The 18,037-nt window shown below is 63.2% G+C and carries 12 protein-coding genes; 10 read left to right on the forward strand and 2 right to left on the reverse strand.

Annotation, left to right across the window (positions count from 1 at the left end; all coding sequences use genetic code 11):
• Nucleotides 1–23 precede the first annotated feature (23 nt).
• The 5 genes from CSV86_RS27945 to CSV86_RS27965 all read left to right on the forward strand — a co-directional run bounded on the left by CSV86_RS27945 (nucleotide 24) and on the right by CSV86_RS27965 (nucleotide 7,768).
• A complete protein-coding gene (locus tag CSV86_RS27945) occupies nucleotides 24–2,096 on the forward strand; it encodes a type VI secretion system Vgr family protein (RefSeq protein ID WP_170395205.1) in 2,073 nt (690 codons plus the stop codon).
• Nucleotides 2,093–3,034: a hypothetical protein gene (locus CSV86_RS27950; RefSeq protein ID WP_170395208.1), complete on the forward strand. Its 942-nt coding sequence runs from the start codon at nucleotides 2,093–2,095 to the stop codon at nucleotides 3,032–3,034. Before CSV86_RS27945 ends, CSV86_RS27950 begins: the two co-directional genes overlap by 4 nt.
• Nucleotides 3,031–6,204 carry a T6SS effector BTH_I2691 family protein gene (locus CSV86_RS27955; protein ID WP_009404061.1) on the forward strand — a complete coding sequence of 1,058 codons (3,174 nt, stop codon included), beginning with the start codon at nucleotides 3,031–3,033 and terminating at the stop codon, nucleotides 6,202–6,204. The genes CSV86_RS27950 and CSV86_RS27955 overlap by 4 nt, the downstream gene beginning before the upstream one ends.
• Nucleotides 6,201–6,980: a DUF6708 domain-containing protein gene (locus CSV86_RS32235; RefSeq protein WP_240160621.1), complete on the forward strand. Its 780-nt coding sequence runs from the start codon at nucleotides 6,201–6,203 to the stop codon at nucleotides 6,978–6,980. The genes CSV86_RS27955 and CSV86_RS32235 overlap by 4 nt, the downstream gene beginning before the upstream one ends.
• Before the next feature lie 86 nt (nucleotides 6,981–7,066).
• Nucleotides 7,067–7,768, forward strand: a complete 702-nt coding sequence (locus CSV86_RS27965; protein WP_240160622.1) for a DUF6708 domain-containing protein — start codon at nucleotides 7,067–7,069, stop codon at nucleotides 7,766–7,768.
• 96 nt (nucleotides 7,769–7,864) lie between these two features.
• On the opposite strand, the gene CSV86_RS27970 is transcribed toward CSV86_RS27965, so the two are convergent.
• The gene (locus tag CSV86_RS27970) at nucleotides 7,865–8,281 is read right to left on the reverse strand and encodes a DUF3010 family protein (RefSeq protein WP_009404065.1); all 417 of its coding nucleotides are present in this window, start codon (nucleotides 8,279–8,281) and stop codon (nucleotides 7,865–7,867) included.
• Nucleotides 8,282–8,288: 7 nt separating this feature from the next.
• Complete coding sequence (locus CSV86_RS27975; RefSeq protein WP_009404066.1) at nucleotides 8,289–8,696, reverse strand: lysozyme inhibitor LprI family protein; 408 nt, start codon at nucleotides 8,694–8,696, stop codon at nucleotides 8,289–8,291.
• A gap of 181 nt (nucleotides 8,697–8,877) precedes the next feature.
• Here CSV86_RS27975 and CSV86_RS27980 point away from each other — a divergent pair, with 181 nt between their 5' ends.
• The 5 genes from CSV86_RS27980 to CSV86_RS28000 all read left to right on the forward strand — a co-directional run bounded on the left by CSV86_RS27980 (nucleotide 8,878) and on the right by CSV86_RS28000 (nucleotide 18,037).
• Nucleotides 8,878–9,381: a sigma-70 family RNA polymerase sigma factor gene (locus CSV86_RS27980; RefSeq protein ID WP_009404067.1), complete on the forward strand. Its 504-nt coding sequence runs from the start codon at nucleotides 8,878–8,880 to the stop codon at nucleotides 9,379–9,381.
• The gene (locus CSV86_RS27985) at nucleotides 9,374–10,462 is read left to right on the forward strand and encodes a FecR family protein (protein WP_240160623.1); all 1,089 of its coding nucleotides are present in this window, start codon (nucleotides 9,374–9,376) and stop codon (nucleotides 10,460–10,462) included. The genes CSV86_RS27980 and CSV86_RS27985 overlap by 8 nt, the downstream gene beginning before the upstream one ends.
• A gap of 252 nt (nucleotides 10,463–10,714) precedes the next feature.
• Nucleotides 10,715–13,543: a TonB-dependent receptor plug domain-containing protein gene (locus CSV86_RS27990; protein ID WP_009404069.1), complete on the forward strand. Its 2,829-nt coding sequence runs from the start codon at nucleotides 10,715–10,717 to the stop codon at nucleotides 13,541–13,543.
• Between the two features lie 25 nt (nucleotides 13,544–13,568).
• A complete protein-coding gene (locus CSV86_RS27995) occupies nucleotides 13,569–16,373 on the forward strand; it encodes a M16 family metallopeptidase (RefSeq protein WP_009404070.1) in 2,805 nt (934 codons plus the stop codon).
• Entirely contained in the window at nucleotides 16,370–18,037 is a 1,668-nt protein-coding gene (locus CSV86_RS28000) for an ABC transporter ATP-binding protein/permease (protein WP_009404072.1), read from the forward strand. Before CSV86_RS27995 ends, CSV86_RS28000 begins: the two co-directional genes overlap by 4 nt.

Consider the following 18,037-nt stretch of genomic DNA (forward strand, 5'->3'; position numbering starts at 1 on the left):
TAACGGGCTGACAAGGATTTCCCATGCCTGCCCAATCCGATCTGCGCTTCACCTTCACCGCAGCAGCCGGTGAATTCGAGGTCGTCGAGTTCCACCTCACCGAGGCCCTCTCCGAAACCTTTCGCCTCGAAGTCGACCTGAGCAGCACCGATGCCGCCGTGAAGTTCGGCGAGATCCTCGACCGCCCCGCGCTGTTCACCCTCTGGCAGGGCGGCCAGCCCGTGCGCTACGTCCATGGTTTGGTGAGTTCCTTCCAGCAGGGCGAAACCGGCTTTCGCCGCACCCGCTACCGCGCCATCGTCGAGCCCCGCCTGGCCCGCCTGCACCTGTGCTCGGACTGGCGCATCTTCCAGACCCTCAGCGTGCCCGACATCGCCAACGTGATGCTGAAAAAGCACGCCCTCACCCTCGACTACGAACTGCGCGCGGCCAAGGCCCACACTGTGCGCGAGTATTGCGTGCAGGCCGGCGACACCGACTATCACTTCGTCGAGCGCATCATGCGCGAGGAAGGCTTTTTCTACGGTTTTCTGCACAGCGAGGAAGGCCATCGCCTGATCCACTGCGACTACCTGTGGATCTTCGGCAAGCAGCCCGGCCCGCCGGTGGAATACAACCCCAAGCCCGGCGCCGACCGCCCGGGCCCCGCGCTGCACCGATTCACCTACAGCGAGAACGTGCGCAGCGCCCGCCAGGTGCAGCGCGACTACAGCTTCAAGAACCCGAGATACACCGAGCAGAGCACGTACAAGGCCACCGACCTCGAGCACCAGGCGGACAACTACGAGCGCTACGACTACCCCGGTCGCTACCGCGGAGAAAAGCCCGGCGAGGCCTTCAGCCGCAGCCGCCTGCTCGGCCTGCGCGGTGACGCCTGCCAGGTCATTGCCGAGGGCGACGACGCTCGGTTGGTGCCGGGCCTGTTCTTCGACATGGTCGGCCACCCCCGCGAGAACATGAACCGCGGCTGGCGCCCGGTGCGCCTGGAGCACCGCGGCAAGCAGTACGTCAGCCAGGCCGAGGAAAGTGCCGGGGCCGACTGCGGCACCTACTACACCTGCATCGCCACCCTGGTGCCACACGATGCCGAATGGCGCCCCGAACCGCTGCCCAAACCTCGTATCGACGGCCCGCAGCCGGCCACGGTGGTGGGGCCGCCGGGCGAGGAAATCCATTGCGATGAATACGGCCGGGTGAAGGTGCAGTTCCCGTGGGACCGGGTGGGCAAGAACGACGAACACAGCTCCTGCTGGATCCAGGTTTCGCAAGGCATCGCCGGAGCGCTATGGGGGCATATGGCAATCCCGCGCATCGGTCAGGGCGTGATCGTCAGCTACCAGAACGGGGATGCCGACCAGCCCGTGATCACCGGTCGGTGCGTGACGGCACTTCAGCGCCCGCCCTACGAACTGCCCGCAAACAAGACCCGTATGGTCTTCAAGAGCCAGACCCACAAGGGTGACGGTTTCAACGAGCTGAGCTTCGAGGACGAGGCCGGGCAGGAGGAAGTCTTCATCCATGCCCAGAGGAACCAGAGGAACGAGGTCAAGAACGACGAAACCACCCACGTCGGGCACGACCGCAGCGAGCGGGTGGATAACGACGAGAGCCTCACCGTTGGCCACGACCGCAAGGACACCGTGGGCAATGACGAGCAGGTGCTGATCGGACAGCACCGGCGACATGAGATTGGCAACAACGACGACTTGATCATCGGCGGCAACCACAGCATCAACACCACCGGGGACCGGACCGAAGAGGTCGGTAGTAGCCGTCTGGACAAAACCGCCGCCAACCACAGCGTGGAGATCGGCGGAAATCTGGATCAGCGGGTGCAGGGTACGGTTGATCTGCAGGCCGGCCAGCGCATCACGCATCACACCAAGGTGTACGAAATCCACTCCTCGGAGGCTGTGGTCATCAAGGGCTCGGGCGGCACGCTGCGCATCGATGCGTCAGGCATCACCCTGGACGGCATTGCGATCACGCTTATCGGCCCGATGACCAAGCCGGGCGGAGGCTCCGGCAATAGCCTGGCATTGGCAAGCGAAGTGGTCGAAGGCGACAAGAACAATTGCGGGGAGGGCGGCCGATGACCCGGGAACCCGTTATCAACTTCGCCAGGGACTACCGTACGCTGGATGAGCACCTGTACCTGCTTGTAGACGGCCAGGCCGAATGTGCACTGCATCATCCTCTCAGCGTGACATCGCTGACCGAGTCGCTGGGTGCCATGGCTATCACCCGCGTGCTACGGCCCGACATCTCCCACAGCCCCGAACTCTGTCCCGCGCTGATACAGCTGGCGGCCCCGGGTGAGGGTGTTTTGCAGCATTATCTCGACCTCAGCGCCGACTATGCCGCCTGGGACCTGGACTACAGAAAGCGGTATATCTGCGGTTGGCTCGCCAGCCGGCAACCGCTGGAGGTCGTCGCGGAGCATATCGCGACGCGTTGCCACACCACCGCCGACAACGCAGGAAAACCCTCGCCCTGGTTCGAACCGCTGAGGTTGGAGCTGTTGCTGTGTGCGATGGACCAGGAGGCGGGTTGTTTGCTCAGCCCGATCCGGCACTGGCTGTTCCCGGTCAGTTGGGACGGTTACACCCTGATGCGCAGTCCTGATTACGACTGCTATCCGGAGCTGTCCGAACTGGCAAGGCAAACCCAGCGGTTGGCACCGACGATCCATGCATTTCTCAGCGTTTGGCGTCATGCCCAGAAGCGCCCGCCAGCCTTCGCCCCCTGGCACTGGAAAGGCGCCTCCATTCTCCCGCCGCAGGCCGGCGTGCATGCCTTTCGGCTGATCCGTGACGCAGAGCGGCTAGGCCTGACAACGAGTCGCGACCTCATTTTTCTCAGCCTGTATCGGGTGATGTTTCACCCCTATCTGCCACAGCACCCGGAAGTCCAACAGATCATCGCCCAGGCGCGCACGGGCCTCGCTGATCTGCAAAGTGGTTTCGCAACTTGCAGCGATGCATTCTGGAAACGCGTCGTGGCCGAACTGCCCCTGGCGGAGGATTACTCATGAATTTCGACACCAACTTCAATTTCGCCCTGAACCTGGATGCAGCCGTCGAGCAAGCCGAACCGGTCCCTCTCGAGCGCTGCCAGACCTGCCAGCGCTGGGGTCTGCCCATCCTGCCGCTGCGTGCCGCCTACGCCCCCGAGCCCTGGCAAACCCAGGCGCGGCCGGTTTCCCACGGCTCCGACGTCAAGGCCGTGCGCATGATCCTCGGTCAGCCACGCATCCTGCGCCGGGGCTTTCTCTATGTGCTGCTCGACCGCAAGTACTGGCAGGCGTACCAGATCACTCCCGAAGGTGTATTGCGCCAGTTCCCGGCGTTTCAGGTCCCGCGCCAGGAGCCGGTGCCGTTGAGCAGGATCTGCTTCCAGCAGGACCACGACATTCCCGCCTCCTTCATCAACATTAATTTCCACAGGTACTCCACTGCCTGGCTGGCAATCGCCAACGATCCCTGGCCCGAGGCGGTGTTGCACGCCTACCAGAGTGGTGGCGTGGTCGACGGTATGAACCTCGACGAGCGCTTCTACAAGCTCGACCTCAAGACCGCCTGCGAAGACCCGGCCAGCGTCGGCATCGCCATGACCGAAACTGACTTGCAGATGCACCAGGTCCTTGAATATGCCCAGCCCATGGCCGACGACTTCCACAGCGTGCACGGCTTCTATCCACGTAATCACCGGCTTCGCGCATTGGCGGCACATGTGGGTACGGTGACCCAGCAGTACAAGTTGCCCAACGGCGTGCTGGCTTTGGTGTTGCCGGATCCGATCGGCGTGGTGCAGGAGCTCAATGCGCAGCGGCTGGAGCGGTATCGGGCCATGCTGGAGTGGCGGGCGGAGCCGCAGCGAAACTTCGAGTTCTACACGTCCCAGGCCTTGCTTGGTATCCGTCAACTAAAGGCCAAGAGGGCGCAAGCCCTTGCAATCAAGGAAGCCGAGGCGGCGGTCGAGAATCGACGCGAGTACAACGCCAGACCTCAATCCTATCGGGCTCCGTTGCCGGCCCTTGATCTGGAGAAGGAGAAGCAGCGCAGGACCTTGGAAGAGCAAGCCGACGCGGGTGAACGGCTTGATGACCGCTATGACGAGGAGGCTCGTGGCGCCTTCGAAGCCAGCTACCAGAAGACACTCGAGGTATGGCAAAAGATCGTCGACGAGGTCGCTGAGCCTTACGCAAGCCACTACCAGGGCGCCGCCTTTCAACTGGCGGCCCTCAACGACTACAGCGTTACTTCCATGAGGTCGGTGGAGGCTTACACCCTCATGAACCGGACGTGCCTGGACGGTGGCACGACCGACAAGGTCGAAGAAGGCAGGTTGGGCCCTACCCAGCGACTCTGGAAAAAGCTGCTGGACGACCACAATAGTCACTTCTACCAAGCCTTGCTGGCCCAGGACAAAAGACTGCTTGAGCTTTTGGGCGACGATCTGAACGGAGACGAACGGACCCGGGTGTACCACACCATCAAGACCATCATCAGCAGCTCGGAAGGCAAGGAGCTCATGGTGGCCCCTGTGCAGGCGGCCATCGGCGGACTGCTCGCGGCAGCCGCCACCGCCAGCAATGCCCTCGGAAGCGAGTTGGCAGATCACACCAAGGCGCTGGTCGGGCATCTGCACAGGGAGGCGTTGCTGCGCTTCTCAGGTATTCAGGTCACGCAGCTCACCATTGCACTCAAGGTGGGGGAGTACCTCACATTACTGAACGAGGTGCTTCACGAGGGAACCGAACGCCTTATCGGGCAACTCGACCAGCAGTTTCGCAAGCCGGCCGAGCGCAAGGTGCGGGCCATGCTGCTAAGCAACCACTTCGCCCCGGCCCTGGCGAGCAGCTATGCGACGCTGATCGAAATCAAGGTGTGGACTCTGGAGAGTGCGGAAGCGTTGCACGCTCGTCTTCAACACCTTCAAGCCGGTGTCGGCGACGGCATCGGCGATGCTTTGCGTCACGTCAGGATTGATGCAACTGCCCTGGCGGGCGGGCTGAAGGACCTTGCCTACCATCTGAGCGTCAATGCCGACGCCGCCCGGATGCTGGCCAGGGAATCCATCCAGGGTATGCGCAACGTTGCCAGCGCCGGCAGGCCTGGTGCCGCGAATACGAGCCTGGGGCTGGTCAGTTTGTATTTCCAGCAGGATGCCTTGCTCAGAAGCTACCAGAACATGCAGAAAGCCCTGAGCGACCGGCATCCGGAGGCGTTGGCGGCGGTGATGTCAGCTTCGTTCGGCGTGATGGGGGCGACGGTTGAAAGTGTTGGCGGTGCTATCCAGATGCTGCGGCCGGAACTGACTATTCCCGTGGCAGGACAGGTGCAGCCGGTCGGGTTGGGTTTGAGGGTTATGCAGTACGGAGGAGCGGTGGTTTCGGTGGCGACGGCGATGGAGGGGATGCAGTATGGGTTTGCGGCGGTTCGGGCGGGTGAGGTTGGCGATAACGCCGCGAGAAATGCGTACGTTGGCTCAGCTGTCTTGGCAGGAACCTCTGCGCTTGCAGGAGTTCTGGGCTCCTTGGGAACCGCCGGACTTCTTGGTCCGCTAGGAGTCGCCCTACTGCTAGGTCTTGCCGCTTACGCACTGGCAACGTGGGCGAAAGGAAATGAGTCACAGCCGTTGGAACTCTGGGCGAGGCATTCATATTGGGGGCTACCGGAGAAACATCGTCGCTGGGTGACAGCACAAGATATGGATATTGCAATTGGCGCCTTGAATGCGGCGTTGCTGGGTTTGGCCGCTGATGTAGAGGTAATTCACCGCGTCCAGAGACCAGGCGACAAGGTTTCGGGGCACGGTGGAAGCTTGGATTACAGAGCGATCCTGCCGCGGTATGGTGTTGAAGAGTCGCACTATGAGTGGGTACTACGGGCGTACCAGCTTAGTGGAGAAGGAAAGGTTATCGCAGAGGGGCGTGCAGGAGATGAGAGCAGACCTCCCGCTGTTGCTGCCTGGACGGGACGCGGATGCGACCCTAATGGGCCTTCTTCCGTCATTCATCACGATGCCAAATCCGGAACGCTTGAGATCAGTGGTTCCATTGCCTTCAATGGCTTTCTTGACTTCCACGCCGTGGAACTTGAGGTCTCCTATTGGCCCAACAAGAGTGATGAACAAGGAGTAGCCCGGCTCATCCTTAAGGAGGACAAACTTCTCCGGAGAGCGGAGGAGAGGGTTCTATGAGCAGCCCTAAACTGAGACCCCAATGTGCAGGTTGGCAAGAGGACCTGCCTCACCCCCACGAATTGCCAGTATTGTTTCCGAATCTCGGTTTCGACGCGCCTAACCATCAGGATGAAATTTTCTTAGAGTTGCCCCGGGCATCGGCGCTTGCAAGAGGATGGTGGATTTGGCTAGCGCTGATCGAAGGTATTGCCACAGTCGTAATGTTATGGCTTTACTTATTTGACGAGCGAACACTGAAGTTTGAAGAGTGGATCATATTGCTCGGTTGCGGCTTTGTTGGTGTCTGGTCAGTCTCGGTTTGCGTGAAAATTGAGTTGGCACCTCCCCGGGATCTTCCTCTGCGTTTCAACCGCGCTCGCCAGCACCTCTATGCTTACAACTTCAACTACCGCTGGTGGAACCCCTTCGAGCGTTGGCAAGTGACACCGGTAGCCTACGACTGGTCGCAAGTACGGGCCGAGCGCTGGTTGCAGCGTGGCGCGACGACCAACGGGATCATCATCAAGGGCGGTGTGGTGCTTTCCATCGTCAAGCCGGGCACCAACGAAGTCATCGACCGTTTCCCTCTTACCACCATGGGCGCTGACGGGCATGCCTGGGCCTATATCTGCACGTACATGCAGAAAGGCCCCGACGCGCTGCCTCCCCCGGCCCGGCGAAAGATCACAACGATGTGCTGTGGTGCAACGTCGCGATGCTCCTGGCCCCAAAGGTTAAATGGCCTGCCGAAATGGATCTCGAATCGAGGACGGCGCCATGAGCATGACGGCTAAGGGCGCTGAAGGGAGCTGGAATGAATAGGCCGAAGCTTGCTCCACCTTGTCCGGGTTGGCGGGAGGATTTATCCGGTCCTGACGAGTTGCCCACTCTTGCGCCGTCCCTCGGTTTTGACACGCCTAACCACCAAGATGATGTCTTTCTAGAGATACCCAGAGCTGCGGCGCTTGTCAGAGGTTTGGTGGTCGTTTCTGTGCCCTTACTGGCAATATCGCTTTTATTTGTTTCCTGGCTTTATATAACGGCTGAAAGAACGCTTAAGCCTGAAGAGTGGTTTATATTTATTTCCATGTTATTGATTGGAGCTTGGTCGCTCCCAATTTTTTGGAAGCTTGATGTATCCCCTCCCCGGGATTTACCACTCCGCTTTAACCGAGCCAGGCAACGACTCTACGCGTACAACTTCAACCACCGCTGGTGGAACCCTTTCGAGCGCTGGCAAGTGACACCGGTAGCCTATGACTGGTCGCAAGTACGGGCCGAGCGCTGGTTGCAGCGTGGCGCGACTACCCACGGGATCATCATCAAGGGCGGCGTGGTGCTCTCCATCGTCAAGCCGGGCACCAACGAAGTCATCGACCGTTTCCCTCTTACCACCATGGGCGCTGACGGGCACGCTTGGGCCTACATCTGCACCTACATGCAGAAAGGCCCTGACGCGCTGCCTCCCCCCGGCCCGGCGAAAGATCACAACGATGTGCTGTGGTGCAACATCGCCGTGCTCCTTGCCCCAAAGGTTAAATGGCCTGCCGAAATGGATCTCGAGTCGAGGACGGCGCCATGACTGCGGAATGCTGTTCTGAAATGCTCACCAAAGCTCATCGCCCGTGTCGGTGACACCACCAACCGAAGGGGATCCGGACTGGCGAGTGGCGTGAATTCAGCGTGTGAAAAGCACCGAGCAAGCACTCTTCCACGCCTCATGCTGATACTTGTTGAGGGCCGCCGGAGGCGCAAGGTCATGCTTCTTCCCCTGCGCCGCAATCGTCTGCGGCGACACCAGCAGCACCTCGCACCCCTGCAGCAACTGCAGCAGCCCTTCCAGCTTGAACGTCACCGGCCCACCGGCGAAGTCGCCTTTCTTGCTGCGCTTCTTGATCGCTACATGAGTCACGCCGTGTTCACTAACAAACGCCTGCACACGGGCCAAAAACTCGCGGACCTGCCCGGCATCCTCGTCATCTTCGATGCCGATCTTCTTGATGGCGCTGGGCAGATGTACCGGTTGCCCGGCGTCCAGGCTGGCCAGGGCCAGCAGGGCTTCGCTGCCCTTGAGTTCGATACCGCACGTAATCATGGAAGTCTCAGTCGGAGGTCGGCAGGCCGAGGGATTGCAGGTATTCGGAGCGGTCGTCGTTGCGCTGCGCCATGCAGGTGTTCTGCGCGGCGTCGAAGGCCTTGCCTGCGGGGATGTCGTAGGTTTCGACCTTGCAGTCGGCGTCACGCAGTTGTTTCCAGATGGTTTCGGCTTCGTTGAGGCGCTTGCTCAGTTCGGCGATTTTCGCGGCCTTGCCGGCGTATTGTTCCTTGATGCGGTCCTGCAGGTCGGCGAAGGCGGCGTCCAGCTCGCGCTCGGAGGCGGTGCGGCTGTAGCGGGCGCATTCGTAGTTCTGCTGGTCGGTTTCCACGTTGTCGCATGGCGTGCTTTCTTCTTCGGCAGCGTGGGCGCCGACGGCCAGGGCCGCGAGCATCAGCAAGACCATCGATTTCATCAAAGTCATCTCCCAAAGGGCCATTAAAAGGTCTATGGACGGCGATTCTCGCTCTTTGCCAAGGCAAAGAACAGGGAGCATAGATGAAGGTTTTGGCGGTTGTTATTGATAATGATTATCGACTGCCGGTAACATCGCCCGCCCATGCCTCCGGGCGACTTCTTCGACAGGCAGCCGAATCGTGGCGGACGACAAGCTGAAGCTTTACCTCGCGCATCGCGCGGCGCTGCTGGATTATGCGGCGCCCATCGTCGGCTGCCGGTCGCGGGCCGAGGATGTGGTGCAGGAAGCCTGGCTGCGTTTCAGCCGCCAGGAAGAAGACGCCGCGATCCGCCATCCGGCCAGTTACCTGTACCGCATCGTGCGTAACCTGTCCCTCGACCTGACCCGCCGCAGCGCCACGGAAAAGGTCCAGCCCGGCGGCGACGAGATCCTCGCCGAACTGCCGTCCAGCAGCGCTTCGCCGGAGCGCGAGGTCAGCGGCCAGAACGAACTGGCGGCGATCAGCCGGGCCCTTGAAGAATTACCCGAACGCACGCGCCTGGCCTTCGAGATGCATCGCTTGGGCGGCTTTACCCTGCAGCAGGTGGCGAGCCATCTGGATGTCTCCACCAGCCTGGTTCACCAACTGGTGCACGACGCCCTGCGCCATTGCCTGGAACGCCTGGAGCCGGACGATGAGTGAGCGCCGTGACGATGAGCTGGAAAAATCGGTGTCTGCCGCGTCTTTTGCCGGAGACGGGGCGCCTGTGCGACCCTTGCCGACCTTTTCTGCCTTTGGAGACATGCCCGACATGACGTCAGCGGACAGCGCCACCCGGCGCCGCGACCAGGCGCTGGACTGGTTCCTGCGCCTGCAGGCGGCCCCCGGCGATGGGCAATTGCGCGCCGCAATGCAGCAGTGGTGCGCCGCCGACGAGGCCAATGCCAAGGCCTATCGCAAGGCCGAGCGGATCTGGCAACTGAGTGCGCAACTGGCGCCGACCACCCAGGCGCAATGGCCGGCCGAGCCGGTGCTGGCGCCGGTGGTGGCCCTTCCGGTACGGCCGAAGCGGCGGCGCTATTGGCTGGGTGGGGCGATTGCCGCGTGTCTGATGATCGCCCTGGCGCCGTCCCTCAGCCTGCGCATGCAGGCGGACTATCGCACCGGCATGGGCGAAACCCGCGATGTCACCCTGGCCGACGGCAGCCTGGTGCAGATGGACAGCGACACGGCGATCGCCGTCGAGTACGCCGGTGATCGGCGCGATGTGAAGTTGCTTCGTGGGCAGGCGTTTTTCAAGGTCACGCCGGACAAGATCAAGCCCTTCCATGTGCGCGCCGAGGCGCTGGAGGTCACGGTGACCGGCACGGCGTTCAACGTCGATGTCGGTGCCGGTGCCGGGCAGATGCGCGTGGCGGTGCAGGAAGGCTCGGTCAAGGTCGATGACTGGCGCGCGGCGAAGGCGCTGGCGGCGCAGTTGAAGCCGGGTGAGCGGCTGGAGTATCACGAAGGGCAGGCCCGGGTGGATACATTCGCCCCGGGGCAGACGGCGGCCTGGCGCAATGGCCAGGTGATTGCCGATGACACGCCGGTCAGCGAGGTGGTGGCCCGTTTGAGTCGCTATACGCCAGGGCTGGTGGTGCTGCGCAACGATGAGCTGGGGCGCAAGCGGGTGACCGGCGTGTATGACCTGCGCAAGCCGCAGGCGGCGTTGCGTGCGGTGCTGCAGCCACATGGCGGCAAGGTCGAGGCTTATGGGCCTTGGGTGATCGTGCTGCGCTGAAACTTCTTCATTCCTCCTTTCGGGCCTCATCGCTGGCCAGCCAGCTCCCACAGGAACTGCATGCACCGGACCCTGTGGGAGCTGGCTTGCCAGCGATGAGGCCATCAGCAACACCTCAAAAATCCCCTCCCGAAACTTTTTCATCTTTTTTCTGAAAATCCCCCGCGCTACCCCGTCTTCTGCTCCGCGCGCAGCAATGAGATCGATTCGTATTAATTTTTTCCGGGAATTGCCCGGGTCGGGGAGCGTGGTATGTCTCAGGTGTTTTGCCCGGTGCCGCAAGGCCGGGGCGCTTGGTTGTCGTTGAAACGCGCTGCGTGCGGTGGCTTGCTGGGCCTGGCCTGCCTGGGGGCGCAAACGCCCTTGGCGCTGGCCGACGAGGTTGCCAGCCAGTGGCCGAACAGGGTCCACAGTTTCGACATCCCGGCCCAGCGTCTGTCCAGTGCGCTGGTCGCCTTCGGCCAGCAGAGCGGCCTGCAGGTGACGGTGGATGCGCAGTGGCTGCGCGATCACCAGTCCAACCCGGTCCAGGGCCGGATCGACAGCCTCGGCGCGCTATCGATGCTGCTGGCGGGCAGCGGCATTACCTGGGAGTACAACGATGGCGTGCTGAGTTTCCGCCTGCTGGCCGAAGCCGCCAATGGCCAGTTGGAACTGCATGAGACCCTGGTCCTCGGCAACACCGAGGAAAACAGCTACCAGGGCGCCACGGTGATCAACCACAAGGCGGTACAGAACTTCCCCGGGGCCAACGGTGACATCACCAAGCTGCTGCAGATGCACCCGGCGGTACAGTTCAGTGGCTCGCAGCAAAGCTCGAACAATCCCGGCGAAATCGACCCGGCGGATATCAGCATCAACGGCGCCAAGTTCTGGCAGAACAACTTCATGATCGACGGGATCTCGATCAACAACGACCTCGATCCCGGCGCCCATGGCTACAGCGAATCGCGCCAGTTCGACGCGGCGCCGAGCCGCTCCTACGGCATCGCCCTGGATGCTGACCTGCTGGAAGAAGTGAAGGTCTACGACAGCAACGTGCCGGCCGAGTACGGTGGCTTCAACGGCGGCGTCATCGACTCCATCACCCGCCGGCCGACCCAGGATTTCCACGGCAAGTTTTCCTACGCCCTGAGCCGCTCGGAGTGGACCAAATACCACATCACCGAAGCCGACCAGAGCAACTTCGACAGTTCCACCGACGAGCAGTACACTCCGGAGTTCGAGAAAACCACCCTGCGCGGCACCCTCGAAGGTCACCTGACCGACAATTTCGGGGCGATCTTCAGCTTCTCCCAGCGCCGTTCGACCATGCCGCTGAACCTCTACGACAACAACTACACCAGCCCCAACAACGACAGCCGCGAGGACCAGACGCGCCAGCTCGACAGCTACCTGCTCAAGACCTACTGGGACGTCAACGACCGCCTGACCCTGGAAACCACACTGCTCAAGGCGCCACAGGAAAACACCCTGTTCCGCGCCAACTACCTGGACTCGAAGTACACCAATATCAATGGCGGACAGCAGGGCGCGATCAAGGCGACCTGGGAAGGCGACAGCGCGCGCTGGACCCACACCCTGGCCTACACCGATCTCTACAGCTCGCGCCGCGCCGATGCCGACGACATCATCAACTGGTACTACTCCGAGGCGAAGAACTGGGGCAACCCGACGAGCAATACCTCCCGCAGTGGCGAAGGCTCCTTCGGCAATCTCGACCAGACCCAGAAGGGCCTCGACTACAGCCTCAAGGTGGACTGGGAAACCCTGCGCTTCGCCGGGGCCAACCACGCCTTCACCGCAGGCCTCGATCTGGGCCAGAAGAAAGCCACCTGGGAGCGCAAGGAAACCGGACAGGGCGTGTCCGGCTTCACCCGCGACAACGGCACCAGCTGCGCCAACGACGACCCCTGGTGTTCGGTCAGTCCACTGCTCAACGGCACTACCCGGCAGTGGGCCAACCTTCGCACCGAATATGGTGCGGGCAAAATCCAGGTCGAGGAGACCACCTGGGCCCTGTACGCCCAGGATGCCATCCAGATCGGCAAGCTCGGCCTGCGCCCCGGCGTGCGTTTCGAAGGCGACGACTACATGGACCAGAAAACCTTGTCGCCGCGCTTTGCTGGTGACTATGACTTCTTCGGTGACCGCAGCACCGTGCTGGTCTTCGGTGCCAACCGCTACTACGGGCGCAACCTGTTCAAGTACCGCCTGGCCGACGGCCGCCAGGCGATGAACACCCTGTACCGCCGCGCCACCCAGACTTCCGCCTGGGTCGGCAGCACCAACCTCAACACCACGCGCTTCTCTACCCTGGACATCCCCTACGACGACGAACTGACCCTGGGTCTCGAACAGCGCTGGCTCGACACCGACTTCAGCCTCAAGTACGTGCACCGCAAGGGCCACGACAAGATCGTCAAGACCAACGTCCGGGTCCTCGGCGAAGACCCGCTGGCCGGCTACACCACGCTCTACACCAAGTACACCAACGAAGGCTCCAGCGAGAGCGACAACGTCAGCCTGACCATTACTCCGGTCCAACCGATCCGCGTGCTCAACAGCCTGACCAGCTTGCAGGTGGCCCTGAACTGGTCGCAAACCAAGGACGCCTACGGCAGCTACGACAGCTCGGTGGACGCCGACGAGTACGACAACAGCGACGTGATCTACAAAGGCTCGCGCATGCCCTACAACGAGCTGCCGGCCAGCGACTTCAACCGGCCGTGGACCGCACGCCTGAGCACTATCACCGAGATCCCGCAGTGGAACCTCACCATCAGCAACTTCTTCCGCTATCGCGGCGCCTACGAGCAGATCATCGATACCGGCAGGGACGTTGATGTCGGTGGCGAATCCCTGGCGGTCTACGACGTGGCCAAGGTCAGCCCGGCGCCGACCTGGGACCTGAAGGTGAAATGGGAGATCCCCACCGCGAAGGAGCAGGCGCTGTTCATGGCGGTGGACGTGACCAACGTCACCGACCGGGTCAACACGATCGTCTCCAGCAGCTCCACCGCACGTACCACCTACGAGATCGGCCGCCAGTACTGGCTCGAGGTCGGCTACCGCTTCTGACTTTCCTCACCGTGGAATGAACCTGATGAACAAGATCCTTGCGGGCCTGCTTGGCCCGCTGCTGCTCGGCGCCTGCGCCACGTCCCAGGCGCCCGACGAGGCGCTGCCCTGGGATGCCGCTGTGGTCCGCGGCACCCTGTCCAACGGCCTGGAATACCGCCTGGTGCGCGATGCCAGCCAGGCCAACCGCCTCGACCTGCGCCTGACCGTGCAGGCCGGCTCGGTGGACGAGGAGGCCGATCAGGTCGGCGTTGCCCACCTGGTCGAGCACCTGACGTTCTATAGCCATGGCGGCGACACCGATGACCTGCGTCAGCGCATGACCAGCCTCGGCTGGATCCAGGGCCGGCACTTCAACGCGGTGACCAGCTACGACCGCACCCAGTACCTGCTCAGCCCGCCGTCCGGGGTGAAAGAGGCGCCGCAGGCGCTGGAAGCGCTGTCCGACCTGGTCTTCGCCATGGACTATGATGCCGCCGACCTGGAGCGCGAGCGCCCGGTAGTGATCGAGGAATGGCGCGGCGGGTTGGGCGTGGCCCAGCGCATGAACGAGCAGCGCATCGCGTCCCAGCGTGCCGGCTCCCATTACCCGGCGCACCGCACCATCGGCAACGAGGGCGCCATTCGCAAGGCCAGTGTCGAAGCACTCAAGCGTTATCAACAGCGCTGGTACGTGCCGAACAACATGATCCTTTCGGTGGTCGGGGATTTCGAGCCCGTCGAACTGGCGAAGCAGATCGAACAGGCCTTCTCCGCACCGCTGGCGGGCCCTCTGCCAGGTCGAGAGCAACGCGAATTGCCGCTGGACGACAGGCTCAAGGTCTTCCGCCTCCAGGATCCCCAGTCCGGCAGCAACCAGGTGGCGCTGCTGTTCCGTTTGCACGAGCCGGACAGCCGCGGCACCACCCGGGCCGCCATGCGCGAGCGACTGATCGATCGGATGGCGCTTTCCGCCCTGACCACCAGCCTGCGTCGGCAACTGCCGCTGGATGGCGTGCGCAGCCTGACCGCGCAGAAAACCCTGATCGGCGAGCATTCCACGGTACTTGGCATCGCCGCCGGGGTGGACGGCCAGCAGCATCGCCGGGCCCTGCAACAGTTGCTGGGCGAGATCGAGCGCCTGCGCCAGCACGGTTTCACCGAAGCCGAAATGCAGCACGAGCGTGAAGTCATCCAAAAGCTGGGTGAGAAAGCCCTGGCCAAGGATGGCTCGCGGGACTTCCAGCAGTGGGTCGAGCAACTGAACAACGCTGCCGTGCAGGACAAGCCCGTCGTGGCGAAGCATGCGGCGGCGCAGCGTTACCTCGAGGTGCTCGGCAGCATCGACCGGGACGACCTGAACCAGCGGCTGCGGCGCTGGCTCGCCAGCCGCGACCGGGTGTTGCAGCTCAGCGCCCCCGGTGTGACGCCGCTGGAGCTGCCGACGGTGGCCGAGGTGGAACGATTGCAGGACTCCATCGCCCATACCGCGCTGGCTGCACCGAAACAGCAAGCCGCAGAGAGCACCAGCAAGCCCCTCGCCGAACTGGTCATGCCGGCGCTGCCGGCGCCAGGCAGTATGGTAAAGCGCAGATCGTTCGCCGAAGAGAAGGTCGAGCACTGGTCGCTGGGCAATGGCGACCGGCTGGTCTGGCTGCGAGCCAATGCCGAAGGCGGACGTTGGTCGCTGCAGGCGGATTCGACGGCGGGCTACAACCTGGCCGACCGACCGGTCTGGCGTACCCAGATGACCACGCAACTGGCGACCCAGAGCACGCCGGCCGGGATTTCCGCCGAAGCGTTGGACGCTTGGCGCAAGGCGCGGAAAGTGACCTTGGGCGTCGAGCAGAAACCCCAGCGCCTGCAACTGAGCCTGGGCGTTACGCCGGGCGAGGGTGCGCTGGCGGACCTGCTGCAAAGCTATCGCCTGAGCCAGGTCAATGTCCGTATCGACCCGGCGGCCTTCAGCGAGGCCCGGGAAGAACTGCTCAAGCGCCTGCAAAGCCGTCCGGACGATGTGCGCGAGCGCGAAGCGTCGAGCATGCGCCGCCTTATGTACGGGCGCGATAGCTGGCAGGCGCCGGATGCTGCGGCCTTGCGGGCCCTGGATGCTGCCGCGCTGGACGGTGATTGGCAGCGCCTGTCCGCGGCACCGGTGACCTACTACCTGATGGCCGATATCGAGCCGGAGGCGCTCGAACAGGCAGTGCTCGCCCATCTGGCGAATATCCCCAGGGGCAAGGCCCTGAATCCCGCCGCGGCCTCGCAGAAACCGGGCCGGCGCAGCGAATCCCTGGCCATTGCCCTGGAGCCCCGCGCGGTATTCCAGGCCAGCAGTTTCAGCGAACAACCCTGGAGCCCGCAGGCGGCGGCGCGGGTCGCGGCCTTGCGTGATCTCGCCAGCCTGCAGCTCAAGCAGCGCCTGCGTGGCGAAGCGGCGGGGGTGTACCGGCTCAAGTTCGACAGCGAGCTGAACCCCGACACCGGTCGTATCGAAAGCCGGTTGAGCTTCACCTGCGATCCGGCCCGGGTCGATGAGCTCTGGGCCCTTGCCCAGGACGCCCTGGATAAACTGCCGGGTGCGGTGAGCGCCGAATGGGTCAAGGGCGAGAGGGCGGAGTTGGCCAGGCAGGAAAGCAAACGCCGCGACGACCCGGCGACGCAACAGCGCCGCCTGGTCCTGAGCGAGCGCCACTGGGGCGATCCGCGTTACCTGAGCAGCCAGGCGCGGCTGCCTGAAGGCCTGAACAGCGGTGCATTGAAGGCCATGGCCGGGCAGTTGTTCCCCCGCGCCAACCAGGTCCAACTTCGCCTGTTGCCGTCCCCGGCAGCGCAGGACCAGGCCCTGTGAACGCCCTGCGTGCCTTCTGGCGCCTGTCACGGCCCTTCTGGGCCAGCCGCCGGCAGTGGCCGGCCTGGGTGATGCTTGCCGGGGTGATCGGCATGGGCTTGCTGGTGGTGCAGATCAACGTGTGGATCAACGCCTGGAGTAAGACCTTCTACGACACCCTCGGCGCCTTCGACACCGACGCGCTGTATGCGCTGATGGGCCAGTACTCGCTGTATATCGGCGCCTACGTGCTGATCTACGTGTACCTCGACTGGCTGCGCAAGGGCCTGGTGATGCGCTGGCGCCAGGCGATGACCGAGCGCCTTACCGCCGACTGGCTCGGCGACCAGGCCTTCTATCGCCTGGGCCTGGGCAACGAGCCGGACAACCCGGACCAGCGTATCGCCCAAGATGTGGACATGATGGTGGACCTGAGCATCGAGCTGGTGGCGTCTTTCGTCATCAATCTGGCCCAGGTCGGCGCCTTCGTGGTGATTCTCTGGGAACTGTCCGGGACCCAGACCTTCAGCCTGTTCGGCACGGCGTTCAGCATCGACGGCTATCTGGTCTGGCTGGTGCTGGCCTACACATTGCTCGGCAGCCTGGTTACCCATTGGGTCGGCAAGCCGCTGCACCACCTCAACTACGAACGCGAACACCGCGAGGCGGACTTCCGTGCCAGCCTCCTGCGCAAGCGCGACCATGCCGAGCAGATTGCCCTGTACCGCGGCGAAGCGGTGGAGCGGCGGCAGTTGTCCGGGCATTTCCAGGCGATTGCCGACAATTGGCGGCAACTGATGGGGCGCGAACGCAACCTGAGCCTGTTTACTGTGGCGTTCGAGCGGGTCAGCCTGATTATCCCGGTATTCGCCGCCTTGCCGCTGTTCCTGGCGAAGACCATCACCCTGGGCGGGCTGATGCAGATCCGCAGTGCGTTCACGGCGGTGCAGGGCTCGCTGAGCTGGTTTATCAAGCTGTACCCCAAGCTGGTGCGCTGGAGCGCGGCGTTGCAGCGCCTGGAGCAGTTCGAGCGGGCGATTGCCGCCAGCCGCCAGCAGGTTCGCGAGGTGCCGGCAGGGGCCTGCCTGTGCACCGAAGGGCTAGTGGTGTGCCGGCCAGACGGCACCGTACTGCTGGACGGGCTGGATGTGCGGGTGATGCCGGGGCAGTGGGTACGCCTGGACGGGCGCAGCGGGCTTGGCAAGTCGACGCTGCTGCGCACCTTGCAGGGTCTATGGCCCTACTGCCGGGGCCAATGGCAGTTGCCGCCAGGGCGAAGCCTGTTGTTGCCGCAGCAGCCTTATCTGGCGCGAATGTCATTGCGTGAACTGCTGGCGTATCCGGACACGGTTCTGCCCAGTGACGGTCGACTTGCCGGGGCGCTGGCCAAGGTCGGGCTCGCCGCGCTGGCCGCACGGCTGGACGACACCTGTGAATGGCAACGCGCCCTGAGTGGCGGCGAGCAGCAGCGCATCAGCCTGGCCCGGGCCTTGCTGTACAGGCCGCAGACGCTGTACCTGGACGAGGCGACCAACCAGCTGGATGACGACAGTGCCCGGGGCCTGTTGAAGATGCTCAAGCGGGAGTTGCCGGGGTGCACGGTGGTGGCGGTGACGCACCAGGTGGTGTTGGCGGGGTTGTTCGAGCGGACGGTGATGCTGGAAGGGGAGGCTGTACCTGCATAG

This window comes from Pseudomonas bharatica CSV86 (assembly GCF_000319305.2).
Classification (GTDB): domain Bacteria; phylum Pseudomonadota; class Gammaproteobacteria; order Pseudomonadales; family Pseudomonadaceae; genus Aquipseudomonas; species Aquipseudomonas bharatica.

Bases quoted from the DNA above. Each gene is read 5' to 3' on its own strand.
- CSV86_RS27990 (WP_009404069.1), top strand. From the start codon at position 10,715: ATGTCTCAGGTGTTTTGCCCGGTGCCGCAAGGCCGGGGCGCTTGGTTG.
- CSV86_RS27970 (WP_009404065.1), bottom strand. From the start codon at position 8,281: ATGATTACGTGCGGTATCGAACTCAAGGGCAGCGAAGCCCTGCTGGCC.
- CSV86_RS27995 (WP_009404070.1), top strand. From the start codon at position 13,569: ATGAACAAGATCCTTGCGGGCCTGCTTGGCCCGCTGCTGCTCGGCGCC.
- CSV86_RS27955 (WP_009404061.1), top strand. From the start codon at position 3,031: ATGAATTTCGACACCAACTTCAATTTCGCCCTGAACCTGGATGCAGCC.
- CSV86_RS27975 (WP_009404066.1), bottom strand. From the start codon at position 8,696: ATGAAATCGATGGTCTTGCTGATGCTCGCGGCCCTGGCCGTCGGCGCC.
- CSV86_RS32235 (WP_240160621.1), top strand. From the start codon at position 6,201: ATGAGCAGCCCTAAACTGAGACCCCAATGTGCAGGTTGGCAAGAGGAC.
- CSV86_RS27985 (WP_240160623.1), top strand. From the start codon at position 9,374: ATGAGTGAGCGCCGTGACGATGAGCTGGAAAAATCGGTGTCTGCCGCG.
- CSV86_RS27950 (WP_170395208.1), top strand. From the start codon at position 2,093: ATGACCCGGGAACCCGTTATCAACTTCGCCAGGGACTACCGTACGCTG.
- CSV86_RS27945 (WP_170395205.1), top strand. From the start codon at position 24: ATGCCTGCCCAATCCGATCTGCGCTTCACCTTCACCGCAGCAGCCGGT.